Below are 17,863 nucleotides of genomic sequence, written 5' to 3' on the forward strand. Positions count from 1 at the left end.
TCTCTGGCTGAAAATCTCCCATGGCATCCCCTGTTATCCAAGCGACCATCGAGCGCCTAAAAAGTTTTGTTGCATTGCCGACCCAAACGACATGGCAATTTTACCAAACGGAGACCGCTGTTCCGAAAACATTTCGGCCAGATTTAGCAACCTTTCAACCCACTCAGCTCGCAGCAATTCAACCAAATAATAATGGTTATCTCGTTTTTGAAAAGGGGTTAAAGCTCGCTTGGTTTTACCAAAAAATTACGCTCCCCGAAAGTATTAATAATTATAATATTTCCGGATTCAATGCCCGCTTAAATCTTACTTGGTGGGCCGAAATTGCCGCAATTTTTGTCAACGGTAAATTAGTTTGTGAAGGTGATTTATTTGATTCTTCAACGCGGTTACTATTAACGGATCAGGCCCAAGCAAATCAAACTTTTGAGGTGGCGATCGCCCTCGTTAGTCCGGGCCATGACATTGGCGCATTAATGAAGTCGAGTTTGATCTTTGAATCCCCGACCTTAGAGATTTCAGAAGCGGGGAGTTTTGCCACAGAATTACAAATTTTGACCGACTATTTAGCGCGTTATGATCCGGAAAAAATAACTTTTGTAGAAGCGCACTTAAATCATATCCCTTGGGCACAAGTCACAGATACACAAACATTTAATCAAACGTTAGCAGAAATTCGGACAGAACTAATACCAGTTGCCAGTTGCCTTAAAACACGAAAATTTCATGTTTTGGGTCACGCCCACTTAGATATGGCTTGGCTCTGGACAACTTCTGAAACCTGGGAAGTAGGACAACGCACATTTCAATCGGTTTTAAATCTCCAACGGGAATTTCCTGAATTGATTTTTGGCCATAGCACCCCAGCCCTCTATGATTGGATTGAAAAAAATTGTCCTGATCTTTGGGAAGAAATTCAACAAGCAGTTAATAATAATTGTTGGGAATTATTAGGCGGAACGTGGGTCGAGCCCGATGTAAATTTGGTTTCTGGAGAATCTATTATCCGCCAATTTCTTTATGGCCAACAATACTTTTTTGAAAAATTTGGCCGACGTTCAACCATTGCTTGGTTACCGGATTCCTTTGGGTTTCCCAATCAATTTCCTCAACTGGCCCAGCATTGCGATATTAAAGCGTTTGGCACTGGAAAACTCCACTGGAATGATACGGCTCCTTTTCCCCATGGTTTATTTTGGTGGCGATCGCCCGATGGCACGGAACTATTAACCTTCATGACGCCTCCCAATGTCACCGGAATTATGGATACCAATCCGCTGACGATGGCCACTTATGCCCAAAAATGGGAAGCACAAACCCATTTAAAAGATATTTTTTGGTTGCCGGGCGTGGGTGATCATGGCGGTGGCCCCACAAAGGATATGTTACAGGTGGCCCGCAAGTGGCAACAGTCGCCATTTTTTCCTAAATTAGAATTTTCCACCGCAGAAAGTTACCTCAATCATGTTAAAGAAACCCCCAATTTACCAGTTTGGCAGGATGAACTTTATTTAGAATTGCATCGTGGTTACTATAGCGTGCACCGGGATCAAAAAATTTTTAATAATCACTGTGAAACTCTACTACGCCAGGTCGAAATTTGGTCGGCGATCGCCAACAATTTACCTCACACAGATCCCTTTAGATCAGAAATATCTCACAACCAATTAAAAGACCTCTGGAAAAAAGTTTTATTTAACCAATTTCACGATATTTTGCCTGGTACTTCGATTCCTGAAGTCTTTACAGAAGCCAACCAACAATGGCAGGAAGTGATTAATACTGGGGAAGCGATGTTGTCCCAAAGTTTTAAGGCGATCGCCTCGCAAATCACCTATGATTGCCCCTTAGAAAAAGCGGCTAAACCACTACTTTTATTTAATGACTTCAACTGGGAGCGTACAGAGGTTGTTAGTTTAAGTATTCCAGATTTAGTGACGGTTTACGACTGGAACGGCCACAAAGTCGAGCCACAAATTATTGTTGAAGATTTACAGGCAGATCACAACGACAAAAAATATTTATCTTTTCTCGCAACAGTGCCATCCGTCGGTTATTCCCTCTACTGGTTGTGTCCCGATTCGCAAGCACCAACCCAAAGAGAAAACGATTTACAGAATGAACCAGACTTTATTTTAGAGAATGATTTTCTTCGTATTGAAATCGACTCAGAAACGGGAAATATAGCTCAATGTTTTGACAAAATAAATGAAAAAAATATCTTTTTTGATGCGGGCAATCAACTGCAAGTCTTTGAAGATAAAGGCCAATACTGGGACGCCTGGGATATTGCCCCTGATTATGAAAGCAAACCTCTCCATTCCCCTGAAGTAGTTTCAATTCGCTGGCGAGAAAAAAATGCTGTGCGTTCAATTATCCGCGTAAAAAAGCAATTAAATCAATCCACTTTTAGCCAGGACTATCAACTCGATTGCCAGGGAAAAATGCTTAAAATTCATAGCACTGTGGATTGGCAAGAAGAACAAGTGGTTTTAAAAGTTGCGTTCCCCTTTGCCATTAACGGGGCTACTTGCACCTATGAAACTCCCTGTGGTGCCATTGAACGAAAACCAGAAATTGATCCCGCAAAATGGGAAGTGCCAGCCTTACGCTGGGCTGATTTTCATAATGAGAAGTATGGCGTCAGTATTCTCACCAAAAATCACCATGGCTACGATGCAAAATCCAGTCAATTGCGCCTAACGTTACTCAAAAGTCCCCTTTGGCCTGACCCTCAAGCCGATCGAGGTAGGCATTATTTAGCCTACGCCCTATATCCCCATAGTGGCCCATGGCAAAGGGCGAGAACCGTTAATTTAGCACGGAATTTCAATTCACCTTTACGGGCAGTGGTTCCTGACATTATTGCCAACCAGAACTGTTTACAACCCCACCATTCTTTTTTGACATTAGGCTCAGATAATTTGATTTTATTGGCATTGAAACAGGCGGAATCAAATCAAGATTATATTCTCCGTTTCTATGAAGCTTGTGGCCAAACAACCAAATTAAATTATAGTAATACTTTGGGGTTAACCATCACAGAGCAAGTAAATGGTTTAGAAGATACGATTTCACAAACAATTGACATCCCGATTCAACCTTGGAGAGTCCAAAGTTATCGCTTAGAAAAACATCAAAACGCGAAAGACACCTAGTTCAAAGCTCGATTGTTTCATACATTTTGCTATTTTCTTCGACGCCACGGTATTGCCAGGCGACAGATTCGGGATCTTTGGCCTTCGACCACTGGGCAAAATGTTGGCCCCCTTTTTGATTGTGGCGACTCAGGGTCGAGGGATTGGAGCGGAGGCGGCGGGCTAGATCAGCTTGTTTCAGGACAAGAGGACTTTTTTTTTCGGGGCTGGGTTGGATTTCGGTGGTTTGGGCCGGGCTGTTTAATTCGGACTTGAGCAGGGCGATCGCCTGTTGAATTTCCGTTTGTACCCATTCCTGGGTTGGTACATTACTGGGGAGGGTTTTAGAGACAATGGCCTGGAGTTCATCTTTGTCTAAAACAGGGGTAGGGGTGTTGCCATTGAGGTCAGCACTAAAAAAGATCCGCAGCACTTCGATAATGCCTGTGCCCAGGGCGGGCTTCTCTTTGCCGCTTTTTTTGCCTTGGCGGGACAGACCATTTTCCAAACAAAAAGCGGTCAGACGTGCTTCAATTTCTTCGGGGAGATAGGCGGTGACGGCTTTATTTTTGGTACCCATGTTGTCATAGTCCATTACTCTTTCCTCGATTTTACAGAACAAGTAATGGATTTAGTCAATTACTATACTTTTTCGAGGTGTAAACGGTTCATGATGAAGGGCTTGGCTAAAGAACCATGGCAGAAATGAAATGTCTCAAGGATTTTGGGGAAGCAGAGATTCTCCAGCGGTTGCAGCGGTTTTGTCCGGCAGAAATTATCGGCGATGATGGAGCGGTTTTAGGGTTTCCCCCTGGTCAGAATTTGGTCGTGACGACGGATGTGCTGGTGGATGGGGTGCACTTTGGCGATCGCACGATGCCTCCAGAGAAAGTGGGCTGGCGCGCAGTGGCGGCGAATTTATCGGATCTAGCGGCAATGGGGGCCACGCCAATCGGCATTACTGTGGGTTTATCTCTGCCGCCGGAAACACTAATCTTTTGGCTTGATCAGCTCTATCAAGGACTGGCCGCCTGTTTGGGTCGTTATGGTACGCCTCTGGTCGGTGGAGATTTGACGCGATCGCCCATCAAAACCATTGGCATTACGGCCTTTGGGGTCGTGTCGCCGCACCGCGCAATTCAACGTAGTACCGCAAAAGTGGGCGATGTGATTCTTGTCACGGGTTACCACGGGGATTCCCGTGCGGGTCTGGAATTGCTGCTCCATAATGATTCTCGCGCCCAAACTTTATCGACAGGCGATCGCCAAGCTTTGATCCGCGCTCACCAAACGCCCAAACCCCGCCTGGATGTGCTGGCGTATTTAAACCCCTCAGATTCGCCCCCAGCGGGGATGGATAGTAGCGATGGCTTAGCCGATGCCGTGCTGCAAATTTGTCAATGCAGTGGTGTCGGTGCCGTAGTGGAAGCAGAGAAAATTCCCCTGTCCCCGGCCCTCCGGCGTTATCAAAATCCAGAAACGGCTTTGCGGTGGGCTTTGTATGGTGGCGAGGATTTTGAACTGGTGCTTTGTCTCCCCCCGACGGCGGCGGAACAGCTCCTGGCCAAGCTTTCAGGTCAAGGGGCGATTATCGGCCAGATTACCGCCGAGCAAACGGTGGCGATCGCCAATGGTGCAGGCCAAACCATGCCATTAAGCCAAACCCAAACCTTTCAGCACTTTGCCTAACGTTTTCCTTGCCGAGATCCCCAGCCGAATGTGACAAAATAAGGCTGCAATCTTCTCCATGTCGGCCCTCCATGAATCGCCTGAAAACCGCTGCCACTTATCTCCTTCTGGGGGCGATCGCCCTAGTGATGCTTTTTCCCCTGCTCTGGTTGTTGAGCACTGCCCTCAAATCCCCCACCGAAAACGTCTTTAGCTTTCCACCCCAACTCATTCCCCAAGCGCCGACCCTGAATAATTTCATCACAGTCTGGCAACAACATCCCTTTGGCCGCTACCTCTTCAATAGCACCCTCGTTGCAGTCCTCACCGTGGGCTTCAATCTTCTGTTTTGCGCCTTGGCAGCCTATCCCCTAGCACGTCTGGACTTCCGGGGCCGGGATGCTATTTTTGCCACCATCGTCTCGACGATCATGATCCCCTTTCAGATCGTGATGATTCCCCTGTATGTCCTGACCGTGCAGCTTGGTCTGCGTAATACTTACTTGGGGATTATTTTTCCCAGTCTGGCCTCTGCCTTTGGGATTTTTTTGCTGCGACAGGCGTTTCAAGGGGTGCCCAAAGAATTAGAAGAAGCGGGCCGCATTGATGGCTGTTCGGAACTGGGCATTTGGTGGCACATTATGGTGCCTGCCGTGCGTCCGGCTTTGATTACCCTGGCAATTTTTGTCTTTATCGGTGCCTGGAGCGATTTCCTCTGGCCGCTGATCGTCATTGACCGTCCGGAATTTTATACTTTGCCCCTGGGGGTGGCGACCTTGGCGGGCCAGTTTTCCCTCGATTGGCGCTTGATCGCGGCGGGTTCGATTATCTCTATCCTGCCGGTGATGATCCTGTTTGTTTTCCTCCAGCGTTACATCATCCCCAGTGACAGCAGCAGTGGTGTTAAGGGTTAGCTTGGCAAAATTCTAAGAAAAAAGTTTCCCACACGAGACGGGGCTGAACATAATTACGGAGGTATTTTCGGGTGGTTTCGAGGCGCTGGATCAGTTGATCATTGTGAAACCGTTGCCAGTACTGATATTGGAGGTAGTCAATGAGTTGCAATTGCACTTCTATGTCAAGGGCATTGTGAATTTCCTTCGCGAGGCTAAAAGCGCCAAGGGGGTTTTGGGGGAGTTGCTGGAGGCTTTGTAATAAATCTTGGGGGACATTACTCAGTAGCTCGTAAATTTGAATTGCGGCACCGGGACTCCCCTGGGCGATCGCCAAAATCGTTTCATCGGCCAAAATGTGTCGATAACCTTGGGCCGTTAAAATTTGCGCCACATCGTCCTGGGAAAGGCGATAAAAGGGGATCTTTTGGCAGCGGGAAACGAGGGTCGGCAACAAACTATCGCCGCTGGGGGCTAACAAAATTAACGTCGCGTTGCCGGGTTCCTCTAGGGTTTTTAAAAGAGCATTAGCCGGAGCCTCTGCCATGGTCTGGGCCGCCTCGATCACCACCACACAACGAGGAGCTTCCAGGGCAGGACGACTGAGAAATTCCCCCAATTGGCGGATCTGTTCAATGCGAATCTGGGGCGGTGCCTTCCGTTTTAAGCCAGCTTCCTGGGCCTGGGCTGGGGTGTAGAGTTTGCCTTGGTGCTGGTAGGTGGGTTCTACCCACAGCAAATCGGGGTGATTATTTTTTAGGAGCTTATAACGAATCAGACGTTGGGCTGCTTCTGGTACTTCCTGGGTCATAAGGGCCGTCGTAAAACCCCTGGCTGTCAAACTGCGACCAATGCCCTCTGGCCCCGCAAATAGGTAGGCAGGAGCCAGACGATCCTGGGCGATCGCCTGACGCAAGAGTGAGACGGCTTGGGGTTGACCAAGAACCTGATCGAGAGAAATCATTCGGTTAGGGGCCTCCCGTTCGGTAATATAAAAAAGAATGCTTCAGCATGGTTGAAAGATATTTTTTATGGCGCGTTATACTTGCTCCTACTTCGTTGGACTCTCCGAACCAGAGATGCTCGCTTCCCTCAGGGATATCATCCAGGAATGCGACCTCAACCTCACCTATGAGACGGGAGGTTACATCATGGCCAAAGAAAAACCCGGCAACGTCTCTTTCACCAAACTTGTGGAGCTTGAAGTCTTATTTGACCGCAACAAAGTTCAAGATGGCAAACTGCAAGTGGATTTTGTGGCGAAAAACCAAGAACTCCCCCTCCATACCGATAACCATTGTCGGTCGATCTTTGAACAGATTTTGAAAACCGTGAACGCCCAACAGCCCTGGGAATTAGAAACAAATAACCTCGATTAATCCCTGATTTTCCCCCAGGCTTTTGTCAAAAAAGTCCCGCTTTTCCCGACCCAGGCCATCAACAAACCGATGGGAGTATGAGAAGATAGGGGCACAAATATATGAAGAAAAATTAAATTATTATGGCCGTTATTCAGTTTTCCCAAGGCGTTAATGAACCCGAAGTTCCCGGTATCCGCTTAACCCGTTCCCCCGATGGTAGTACCGGCACCGCTGTATTTTCCTTTGAAGATCCCGCCGCCCTCGCCCAAGAAAGTACCGATGAAATTACGGGTATGTACCTCATCGACGAAGAAGGCGAAATTGTCACCCGCGAAGTCAAAGCAAAATTTTATGATGGGAAACCACGCATTATTGAAGCGCGCTTGGTGATGCGCTCGACCGCTGAATGGGATCGTTTTATGCGGTTTATGGAACGTTATGCGGCGGAAAACGGCCTCGAATTCACTAAAGCTTAGGCCCGGCCAAACGTCTCTCCGTCCTTGGTATTCGGTTGCCTGCTCCAGGAATATTGCCTGTCACGGTTGCGCAAATTATGATGCGTCAGATTGTGGCTTGCTTTGGTATTCACGAGCCAAATGCCAGGGGCGATCGCCTTTTGATCGCCGATAGAATTCTATGGCCTGGCGTATTTTCCCCACTCTCTCACCGAAAACGGGAGTGATAACATAATTAAAAAAAGTTATTAAATTAATATTTGCGATCGCCCAACGCCAAAACCCAAAATTGGGAAAATAGCGTTCAGTTAGTGCCAGCGCAATGCATATTTTTCTCCCCTAATCCTCCGTTTGTAATCAAAATCCTATGTTTAAAAAGCTATTTGGTGACCCCAACGCCCGCAAACTCAAAAGGTTTCAGCCCCTCGTCGCTGAGATCAACCTGCTCGCAGAGGATTTTGCCAACCTTACAGACGAAGCCTTAGCCCAGAAAACCGTAGAATTTCGCGCCAAGCTCGACAAAGCCAATAGCGACGAAGAAACCGAAGAAATTTTAGACGAAATCCTCCCCGAAGCCTTTGCCGTTGTTCGCGAAGCCGCTTGGCGAGTACTCCAGATGCGCCACTACGATGTCCAGCTTTTGGGGGGGATCGTGCTCCACAAAGGGCAAATCGCCGAGATGAGGACTGGGGAAGGAAAAACCCTCGTTGCCACCCTGCCCGCCTATCTCAACGGTCTCACGGGGAAAGGGGTTCATGTGGTCACCGTGAACGATTACCTCGCCCGCCGGGACGCCGAATGGATGGGGCAGGTACACCGTTTCTTGGGCCTTACTGTGGGGCTAATCCAGTCCAGCATGGGGCCAGCCGAAAAGATTGAAAACTACCGCTGCGATATTACCTACACCACCAACTCTGAATTAGGGTTTGATTATTTGCGGGACAATATGGCCACCACAATCCAAGAGGTCGTGCAGCGTCCCTTTAACTACTGCATCATTGACGAAGTCGATTCGATCCTCGTTGATGAGGCCAGAACGCCTCTGATTATTTCTGGTCAAATCGAACGCCCCACTGAAAAATACCTCCAAGCGGCGGAAATTGCGAAACAGTTGGTGCCCCAAGTCGAAGAAGACGGCCCCGGTGACTACGAAGTCGATGAAAAAGCGCGCAACGTTTTGATGACCGACGAAGGGTTTGCCAAAGCAGAACAATTGCTAGGAGTGACGGATTTATACGACGAGCAAAATCCTTGGGCCCACTATATTTTCAATGCCGTTAAAGCCAAGGAACTATTTAAGAAAGATGTGAACTACATCGTACGCGGCGATGAGGTAGTAATCGTCGATGAATTTACGGGCCGGATTATGCCAGGACGACGCTGGAGCGACGGCCTCCACCAGGCGATCGAAGCCCAAGAAGGGGTCACGATCCAAAAAGAAACCCAGACCCTCGCCAATATTACCTACCAAAACTTTTTCTTGCTCTATCCCAAACTTTCTGGGATGACGGGGACAGCCAAAACCGAAGAAACAGAATTTGAAAAGGTCTATAACCTTGAGGTGACGATCATCCCCACTAATCGTCCCACCAAGCGGCAAGATCTGGCGGATGTGGTTTACAAAAATGAGAAAGCGAAGTGGCGGGCCGTTGCCGAAGAATGTGCCCAGATGCACGAAACAGGTCGGCCGGTGCTAGTCGGGACCACCAGTGTAGAAAAGTCAGAGATTATTTCAGCCTATCTCCATGAGTTGGGTATTCCCCATAATCTCTTGAATGCGCGACCTGAAAATGTCGAGAAGGAATCGGAAATTGTCGCCCAGGCGGGTCGTAAAGGGGCTGTGACGATCGCCACAAATATGGCGGGTCGTGGTACAGATATCATCCTCGGCGGGAACTCGGAATATATGGCTCGCCTGAAGATGCGCGAATATTTTATGCCCCAGATCGTTAAACCAGAGGATGAGGGCAATTTTGCGATCGCCGGTAGTGGTAAAAACAGCGGCGGCCAGGGTTTTGATACCAACAATAAACAGAAGAAAAAAACCTGGAAAACCACCCTCGACATTTATCCAACGGAACTGCCCACAGACCTAGAACAGCAGCTTAAGGAAGCGGTAAAATTCGCGGTTGATCAATATGGCAACCAAAGTTTGACGGAACTAGAGGCCGAAGAAAAGTTGGCGATCGCCTCGGAAAATGCCCCCACCGCCGATCCTGTGGTGCAAAAATTGCGGACGGTATACCATGCCATCGAAAAAACCTACCATGACCTCACCAGCGTGGAGCATGACGAGGTGATTCAAAATGGCGGTCTTCACGTCATTGGGACGGAACGCCACGAATCCCGCCGGATCGATAACCAACTGCGGGGCCGGGCCGGTCGTCAAGGGGACCCCGGTTCAACGCGATTTTTCCTCAGTCTCGAAGATAACCTCCTGCGAATTTTCGGGGGCGATCGCGTCGCTGGTTTGATGAATGCCTTCCGGGTTGAAGAAGACATGCCCATCGAATCAAAAATGCTTACCAACTCCCTCGAAGGTGCCCAGAAGAAAGTCGAAACCTTCTACTACGACGCCCGGAAACAGGTATTTGAATACGACGAAGTAATGAACAATCAACGGCGGGCCATTTATGCTGAACGCCGTCGGGTCTTAGAGGGGCAAGATCTCAAAGAGCAGGTCATCCAATACGCCGAAAAGACCATGAGCGAAATTGTCGAGGCCTACGTTAACCCCGAACTGCCCCCCGAAGAGTGGAAACTCGATAAGCTCCTCGATAAAGCGAAGGAATTTATCTACCTCCTCGAAGATCTAGAACCCAAGGATATTGAGGATATGACCGTTCCAGAAATTAAAACCTTCCTCCATGAAGAAGTGCGTAAAGCCTACGACCTCAAGGAAGCCCAGGTGGAGAAAAGTCAACCCGGTTTGATGCGCCAGGCAGAACGGTTCTTTATCCTCCAGCAGATCGATACCCTCTGGCGGGAACACCTCCAGGCCATTGATGCCCTACGGGAATCTGTCGGTTTACGGGGCTATGGTCAAAAAGATCCTTTGATTGAATACAAACAAGAGGGTTACGAAATGTTCCTGGAAATGATGATCGACATCCGCCGGAATGTGGTTTACTCCCTGTTCCAATTCCAGCCCCAACGGCAACCCCAACAACCCCAAGCGGTATAAATATCTCTTTAAATACCGAATGGCTCCCCCTCCTTGGGGGATTTTTTGTTTTATGTTTTTCTTTGGATCAATTTAAGTATGGGCAGCAATGTTGGAGTTTTCACAATTTGAGGCGGGCTATATTATTTCCCAAAAAGACCTGGAGCAGGCAGTGGGCTATCGGCAACGGGATCAGCCAGAGGCCTTTGATTATTTTTTAGCGGATGTCTATGGCCTTGTGTTGCAAGCTCTGGAGGAATGTTTACCCCATTTAAAGGTTTATCCGGCGTTAAATTTCCATGGGTTGATTATCCTGGATCCGACCCAGATGACCCCAGAGGAAACGAAGCTCTACCATAGCCGCCGCGATCGCCTTTTGAGAAAGCAAGCCGAGCAAGATATTCGCCGCTCAGAACTCTGAGATCAAGGGTTGTTCGGCCATCAGTCGGGGGATTCGAGGTAGGTCTGGATAAACTGGTGGGCCGCCTGGAAATGGGTTTCGATCTGCTGGGAAAGCGTCTGGATCGTGGCGTAGTTTTCGGTGGCGAGGGCGAATTCGATGGCAATGCACCAGTCTGGAATTTTACGAACACTCACGCTACTGGCGGCTCCCTTGAGGCGATGGGCTTCGTAGGAAATTTTTTTGGCATCCCGATTGGCGATCGCCCCTTGGAGTGCTTCGATGTAGCTGGCGGCAAAGTCTAAAAATTGCTTGAATACTTCCCGGTGAAAATTGGGATTATCGCCATAAAAATGCACCAACTGTGTTAGATCTACAGGCGCGTCAGGATCTGCGACCATTTCTGGGTTTTCCTGGATCGTTGGCGCGGCGATCGCCCCTATGGATCGACTTTTTTCGGACTTTTGTAAACACTTATCAATGACCTGACGGAGAGTCTTAATACTGGTAGGTTTGGCAATGTAGCCATCCATCCCCGCCGCTAGACATTTTTCGCGATCGCCTTTCATCGCATTGGCTGTCATCGCGATAATCAATTGGTGGGTATCCTCCTGTTCTTGTTGACGGATCATTTCCGTGGTCGTATAGCCATCTAGTTCCGGCATCAGACAATCCATCAAAATCAGGTCATAGGTCCGCTGTTGGAGCTGGGCGAGGGCTTCGCGGCCATTACTCACACAATCGATGCTGCGAAAACCAATAATTTCAAGCTGATTGAGAATAACCGTTTGGTTAATGGGCGTATCTTCGACCACGAGGATTTGAATATCTGGCGATCGCTCCCCCTGATCACCCAAAATTTCTGCTAAAGTCCAATCCAAATCTGGGTCATCTGCCATTGTCTGATCCAGCCTTTTTTCCGCTTGGAGGCAACGTAAAAGCGCTTCCTGTTGGAGGGGGCGGAGAAGATAACGGAGTCCTTGGGGCTGCAGCCAATTTTTTAAGCGAGGATAATCCACCGCCGATAGCAGCAGCACTAAATTTTCCCGGGGGAGGAGCGTTTTTACTTTATCTAAAACCGTTTCGATGCCTGCCTGATTACCAACAATGGGTAAAGCCAAGAGCATCAGATCAAAACTATCCTGCTGTTCGAGGGCGAGGATTCCCCCCATAAAATCCCCATAGGCCGTGACACTGACCCCGTAGTGACTGAGCTGCCGACGCGTCGCTTCTAAAGACAAGGGCTGGGAGTCAATGAGCAGAACGCGGTAGGGAGCCAGTTGGGGCAGGGGAGAGGGCGTTTCTAACCGTTGGAAACGGGCCGTAAACCAAAAGGTTGAACCTTGGCCAGGACTACTTTCTAAACCAATATCTCCGGCCATGAGACTGACCAAATGTTTGGCGATCGCCAAGCCGAGACCTGTTCCCCCATATTCCCTTGTCGTAGACGGATCAACCTGGGAAAAAGACCGGAATAATTTTGCTTGATCTGCTTTATCAATGCCAATCCCAGTATCAATGACCTCAAACTTCACCAAAACAGAAGCCTCATCTTCGGCCATGGGTAGAGCGCGGATCACCACAGAACCCCGATGGGTAAATTTAATCGCATTACCAACTAAATTCGTCAATATCTGCCGCAACCGCATTGAATCTCCCGTGACTGTCCCTCCCAGTTGTGGATCAATGGTGGTGATCAATTCCACCTGTTTCGTTTGGGCCTGAATAGCCAGTAGCTCTGCCACCGACTCCACACAGTCAATAATCTGTAGAGGCACGGATTCGAGGCGCATTTCCCCGGCTTCTAACTTAGAAAAGTCCAGGATATCGTTGATCACATAAAGTAAATGGTTCGCGCTTTGGCTGAGGGTTTTTATAAAATCCTGTTGCTGGGGATTCAGTTGAGTCGTTTGTAAAAGCTCCGCAATGCCAAGAATGCCGTTCATGGGAGTGCGAATTTCGTGGCTCATATTCGCCAAAAAGCTCGATTTAAGGCGGGATGCAGCGAGGGCAGCCTCACGACCTTCGACAAGATCATTGATATTTTGGGTGACAATCACTACCCCACCCACTTGATTTTCCCGGTGATACCAGGGTTGGACTGTCCATTTGAGATACTGTTTTTTGCCATCATGCTGGACGTAGCAATCTTCTTCGCAGGTAATTACTTGACCGCCTAGGGCTGTTTGGAGGTGCTGTTGGTAGTCTTCCTGGAGATTGCCAAAAACTTCACGGTGCGATCGCCCCACGAGGGTTTCTTCCCCAAGTTGATAGTCAACAAGCCACTGATGACTATGGGCCACGTAACATAGCTTTTTGTCTAACATCGCCATCGCCACGGGCATATTTTGGATCAGTTGCCGCAGTTGCCGCCGCTCTTGATCAAGGGCTTGGCTAGCCAGTTTGCGGTCAGTGACTTCGATCATCACCCCTTCTAGGCGAATTAAATGACCGGTTTCATCAAAAATTCCCCGTCCCTGTTCAAAGACCCAACAAATGTTTTGGTCAACGCGCACAAGACGGTATTCATCGGTATAGGTGGGATTATCGGGGGTGAGTGTGCCCAAAGAGGCAAGAACCCGTGGGTAATCTTCGGGGTGGATAATGTCTCCGAAGGCACGAATTTGATTATGTAAAAAATCCGTTGCCGGGTAGCCAGTAATTGGTTCAATACCATTGGAAAGAAACTGCATTGTCCATTGTGCGTCGGGGAGACAACGGTACACAGCACCGGGGATATTGAGCACTAAACTACGGTAACGGGCTTCACTGCTCCGGAGCGTTTCGTTCACTGTTTTGAGCGCTTGGGTGCGGGCGGCGACCTTTTCTTCGAGTTGGTTATTAATGGTTTCGAGTTGATTATTGGCCCAGGCAAGTTCGTCTAGGGCGCGTTTCCGCTCAATTTCTGCGGCGGCCCGGGCGGCAAAAATACGGGTTAATTTTGTGGCTAGCTCTTGGTCAATGGTGGGTTGATAGTGCTGCACATGGAGGGTACCGATGGTGCGAGAATTGCGGTCTTTGATCGGGAACTGGAGCGTTTGACTGGTGTCGGATTCCGTAGCAGGGGAGGCGATCGCCACTGCTGGGATCGAGGGAAATTTAGGATTTTTCCAGGTGGCAAGGGTTTGTGGCGAATGAGTGTCATTGTCGAGGATTTCACGAATGGCGACATAACAAACATCAAGGGCGATCGCCAAATTTTCCGCTAGGGCCGAGAAAAAATCACGTCCTGTAACCGCAGCCGTGCCCGCCACAATACGACTCAAAATGCTTTCTGCTTTTTGGCGTTCCTGCACTTCGAGTTGTAATTTTTGGTTGATAATTGCCAACTCTTCCGGGCTTTTGAGCGCTAAAAATTTTGGTAAAAGAGTATACAGTTCTATGGCGGTATAGCAGGAAATCAAAGCCGTAAAACTGCCTTCGATCCCATCAATCCAATAAATGGGAAACCAGAGGGTCAACATATCTAAAAAGTGACCAATTCCACAGGCAGTAATGAAAGTACTAAATAGGATAAACACTCGTGAAAAAGGCATATCCTGCCGCTTTTTGACAAAATAAACCAGCATAATCGGGATCGAAAAATAGGCGATCGCCGTAAGCAAATTCGCCATCAGATGTAGCCCAACTAGAGGGGTTTGCCATAGATAGCAGCTTCCGTGGGGCATATACATCCGCCCCGTCAAAAAGCCCCGCAGACTTTCCCAGGTCAAAGCACCAGAAAAACTCACCATACACAACACCCCGAATTATTTTTGTAGCATTGTTGTCAGTTATTTTGGAGGGGAGAATTGCCTTAATTATTTCCCCTAAATTGGCTTGAGTATTTAAGCAAATTTTAACAGCCCTTTTACTGACCTAAAGTGAAATTCAGCATAAAGCGATCATTTTTTAACCTTGATTTTTAAGCATGAAAGTTATGTTTTCTCGCAAAAAGGCGATCGCCAAATTACTAAATCAATTTAGATTCTCCCCAAAGCTCAAAAATTTATCCTGATTGAAAAATAGGATACAAATTTAATTTAAATCGCCTTGTCCAAGACGCAACACCACGAGCTGTTCCTGCTTTTGGCTCAATGGCGTTACAGAGGCTGGCCATGATTCTCTAAATTTTCCCTTGGGCTGCAGCGAGCTGACAAAATTTTGAGAAAGGGGAAGCGATCGCCAAAGTCTTCAGGCATAATGAAAAAAATCTATTTCAGTTACCCAAAAGTCAAGGTAGGAGTCGTCAGTGGTTGGTAAGTCCCGTCGTTCTAAACGCAGAAAATCCCCAGCGCCACGATCATTGAATGCTGCGACCAATACTAAGGTGATCGCCTTTGAAGCCCGTCATCGGCAAGGAAATTCCCCCCAGGCGATCGCGCTCCAGGCCCCCCCCAACTCCCCAAGGACAAATCGCCGTTCTCGCCGCCCAGTCCGCCAAGCACGCCTCAAATTACCCCGGCCCTTCCTGTATCCTCTCCGTTTACTCATCGTGGGTGTGGGCGTTAGTGCTTGTATTGGCACCATTCTCAGCGCGGCGAACCTACGCTCCGTCCCCACGGTTACTCCCCCCGACAACGTAACGAGCCAACAGCTCCTCTCTGAACAGGTTTCTCCTCCCCCGGCCCCGGCGCCACTCCCCCTAAAAAAGCCCCTCACCCAACTGGCAGAAACCACCCAAGCGGCGATCGCCGCTGACTCTACCCTCGATGCGTCTTTGCTCTTTGTGGATTTAGACACCGGGGAATATTTAGATGTGGCTGGCGATCGCCCCCTCTCCGCCGCCAGTACGATCAAAATTCCCATTCTTGTGGCCTTCTTTGAAGCCGTTGACAGTGGCAAAGTCAACCTCGATGATTCCCTCACCCTCACTCAAGAGGTCATCGGGGGTGGATCTGGCGGCATGCAGTACAAAACCCCAGGCAGCACCTACACCGCCCTCTACACCGCCACGGAAATGAGCGTCAACAGTGACAACACCGCCACCAACATGATCACCGAGTTGTTGGGGGGGGATGCCGTCCTCAACGCCAAATTTCAGCAGTGGGGCATGACCCAAACCCAATTAAACAACCCCCTGCCGGATCTCGAAGGCACAAACCTCACCAGCGCTAAGGATCTTGCCCATCTCCTGGCCCGCGTTAACCAAGGCGAAATCTTGTCTGTCCGCTCCCGCGATCGCCTGTTTCGGATCATGGGAGCCACGAGTAATGATCGCCTTTTACCCCAGAGTTTGGGCCAGGGAGCCGACATCGTCCATAAAACCGGAGACATCGGCAGTATCATCGGCGATGCGGGAATTGTTGATCTGCCCAATGGCAAGCGTTACGTTGCCGCAATTTTTGTCGAGCGTCCCTACAACGACCCTAAAGGAAAAGAGCTACTCCACAAAATCAGCCGTCAATTCTATGACCACATGGCTAAAAAAGAGATTATCCAAGCGCCTAGCCAACCAGTCGCCCCAGAGACAGCCCCAGCCCCAACGCCTTAACTGCGGATCTGCACGGGCATAATCAAATAAGTCATTTGCACTGCACCCAGGGGCGTAAAAATGACTGGCTGGTTATTCTCATTCAACTGCATCTTGATCTCATTACTCGGTAAAGCCTTCAAACCATCGATGAGATACCTCACGTTAAAGGCGATCTCTAGGTCTGTCCCTGAAACCTGGGCGGGCAACGCTTCTTCACCACTGCCCACATCCTGGGCTTCCACAGCGAGGTGAAGTTTTTGTTCGGCGCTGTTGAGGCGGAATTTGACAATATTATTTTTTTGATCGGCCAGAACCGCCACCCGTTCAATGCTGCTAATCAAAGCCCGCCGCTCTAGGGTGACATCGCGGCTAAACTGGCGGGGAATTAACTGATGGTAAGCGGGGTAGGCACCGTCTAGTTTGCGGCTGGTGAGGCGCTGGTGGTTGACTTCAAAAATGACTTGGCTATCGTCTAAATGCAGGGCAATCAAATCCGCTTCATTGGCGGTGGTCAACATTCGTTCTAGTTCCCGGAGCGCCCGTGCAGGAATGGTTAAAGCAAAATCTTCCAGGGTTGAGGTGGGAAGTTTACCGGTTTCGCTGGATTCTGGCTCTGGACTGACCTGATCACTGGTTTCAACGAGGGCAAGGCGGTGGCCATCGGTCGCGGCAAACTCAAGGCAATCCTGGTGATGGGTGAGATGGACGCCCGTGAGAACTTGCTTGGTTTCATCGGGGCTTGCGGCGAATAGTACACCTCCTAGGCCTTCACTCAAGGCGATCGCCGGCAACATTAATTTTTTACCGTCCTGGATCGTTGGTAATTCTGGGAATTCCTCGGCCCCCATCCCTCGAATCTGAAACCGTCCCGTAGCAGCAGTTAGGGTCGCCTGGGCATCGCCTTTCATCAAAGTATCCGACGGACAACTCAAGGTCACTTCCCCCTCAGGCAGACGCGACACAATATCATTGAGCAACTTCGCTGGCAGGGTTAGGGTGCCCCCTTCGATGACTTGGGCCGGAAAACTCGTGCGAATGCCGAGGCTGAGATCAAAAGCGGTGAGTTGAATCTGGTGGCGGTTCGCATCCGCAGTCAACAGCACATTTCCCAAAATAGGGTGGGTAGGCCGCGAGGGCACCGCCCGACCGACGAGGGACAGTTGGCTATTTAGATCACTTTGACTGCAAACAAACTTCATGGCTTTTTCTGGAGATCTCCAAGCAGAGCAGATAGATTCTACTACAACATCCCCTAGCCGGCGGGATTTTTTCTGGGGCGGCGATGGCGCAATACCCGATCTAAAATAAACCGACCCACCAGGTTTCCTACG

At 49.1% G+C, this 17,863-nt stretch carries 12 protein-coding genes; 8 read left to right on the forward strand and 4 right to left on the reverse strand.

All coding sequences use genetic code 11. The annotated features are described in order from the left end of the window. The first annotated feature begins 20 nt into the window (after positions 1-20). The gene (locus tag AWQ22_RS06425; protein ID WP_065710536.1) at positions 21-3,158 is read left to right on the forward strand and encodes an alpha-mannosidase; all 3,138 of its coding nucleotides are present in this window, start codon (positions 21-23) and stop codon (positions 3,156-3,158) included. A 1-nt stretch (position 3,159) separates the two neighbouring features. Here the strand turns inward: AWQ22_RS06425 and AWQ22_RS06430 are convergent, their stop codons facing one another. Further along, positions 3,160-3,732, reverse strand: coding sequence for a hypothetical protein (locus AWQ22_RS06430; protein ID WP_065710537.1), 573 nt, complete (start codon positions 3,730-3,732; stop codon positions 3,160-3,162). A gap of 101 nt (positions 3,733-3,833) precedes the next feature. Here AWQ22_RS06430 and thiL point away from each other — a divergent pair, with 101 nt between their 5' ends. After that, positions 3,834-4,826 carry a thiamine-phosphate kinase gene (gene thiL / locus AWQ22_RS06435; RefSeq protein ID WP_084448968.1) on the forward strand — a complete coding sequence of 331 codons (993 nt, stop codon included), beginning with the start codon at positions 3,834-3,836 and terminating at the stop codon, positions 4,824-4,826. 71 nt (positions 4,827-4,897) lie between these two features. Next, on the forward strand, positions 4,898-5,719 hold the full coding sequence (locus AWQ22_RS06440; protein WP_065710538.1) for a carbohydrate ABC transporter permease: 822 nt from the start codon (positions 4,898-4,900) through the stop codon (positions 5,717-5,719). On the opposite strand, the gene AWQ22_RS06445 is transcribed toward AWQ22_RS06440, so the two are convergent. Beyond that, positions 5,709-6,662, reverse strand: a complete 954-nt coding sequence (locus AWQ22_RS06445; protein ID WP_065710539.1) for a DNA polymerase III subunit delta' — start codon at positions 6,660-6,662, stop codon at positions 5,709-5,711. The genes AWQ22_RS06440 and AWQ22_RS06445 overlap by 11 nt on opposite strands. A 67-nt stretch (positions 6,663-6,729) precedes the next feature. Between AWQ22_RS06445 and AWQ22_RS06450 the strand changes: the two genes are divergently transcribed. From AWQ22_RS06450 to AWQ22_RS06465, 4 genes are all read left to right on the forward strand, one after another. Next, positions 6,730-7,077: a hypothetical protein gene (locus AWQ22_RS06450; protein ID WP_012306878.1), complete on the forward strand. Its 348-nt coding sequence runs from the start codon at positions 6,730-6,732 to the stop codon at positions 7,075-7,077. A 122-nt stretch (positions 7,078-7,199) separates the two neighbouring features. After that, positions 7,200-7,535 (forward strand): photosystem II reaction center protein Psb28, encoded by a 336-nt coding sequence (gene psb28, locus AWQ22_RS06455; protein WP_012306879.1) that lies wholly within the window; start codon positions 7,200-7,202, stop codon positions 7,533-7,535. A 346-nt stretch (positions 7,536-7,881) separates the two neighbouring features. After that, positions 7,882-10,698 carry a preprotein translocase subunit SecA gene (secA, locus tag AWQ22_RS06460; protein WP_012306880.1) on the forward strand — a complete coding sequence of 939 codons (2,817 nt, stop codon included), beginning with the start codon at positions 7,882-7,884 and terminating at the stop codon, positions 10,696-10,698. Between the two features lie 88 nt (positions 10,699-10,786). Continuing rightward, complete coding sequence (locus AWQ22_RS06465) at positions 10,787-11,098, forward strand: hypothetical protein (protein ID WP_030006482.1); 312 nt, start codon at positions 10,787-10,789, stop codon at positions 11,096-11,098. A 20-nt stretch (positions 11,099-11,118) separates the two neighbouring features. On the opposite strand, the gene AWQ22_RS06470 is transcribed toward AWQ22_RS06465, so the two are convergent. Continuing rightward, positions 11,119-14,811 carry a response regulator gene (locus AWQ22_RS06470; protein ID WP_065710540.1) on the reverse strand — a complete coding sequence of 1,231 codons (3,693 nt, stop codon included), beginning with the start codon at positions 14,809-14,811 and terminating at the stop codon, positions 11,119-11,121. A 551-nt stretch (positions 14,812-15,362) separates the two neighbouring features. Here AWQ22_RS06470 and AWQ22_RS06475 point away from each other — a divergent pair. After that, on the forward strand, positions 15,363-16,550 hold the full coding sequence (locus tag AWQ22_RS06475) for a serine hydrolase (protein ID WP_232321517.1): 1,188 nt from the start codon (positions 15,363-15,365) through the stop codon (positions 16,548-16,550). Here AWQ22_RS06475 and dnaN read toward each other — a convergent pair. Further along, entirely contained in the window at positions 16,547-17,731 is a 1,185-nt protein-coding gene (gene dnaN, locus AWQ22_RS06480) for a DNA polymerase III subunit beta (RefSeq protein WP_030006485.1), read from the reverse strand. The genes AWQ22_RS06475 and dnaN overlap by 4 nt on opposite strands. Positions 17,732-17,863: the final 132 nt, after the last annotated feature.

The sequence above is a fragment of the Picosynechococcus sp. PCC 7117 genome (genome assembly GCF_001693275.1).
Taxonomy (GTDB): Bacteria; Cyanobacteriota; Cyanobacteriia; order Cyanobacteriales; family MRBY01; genus MRBY01.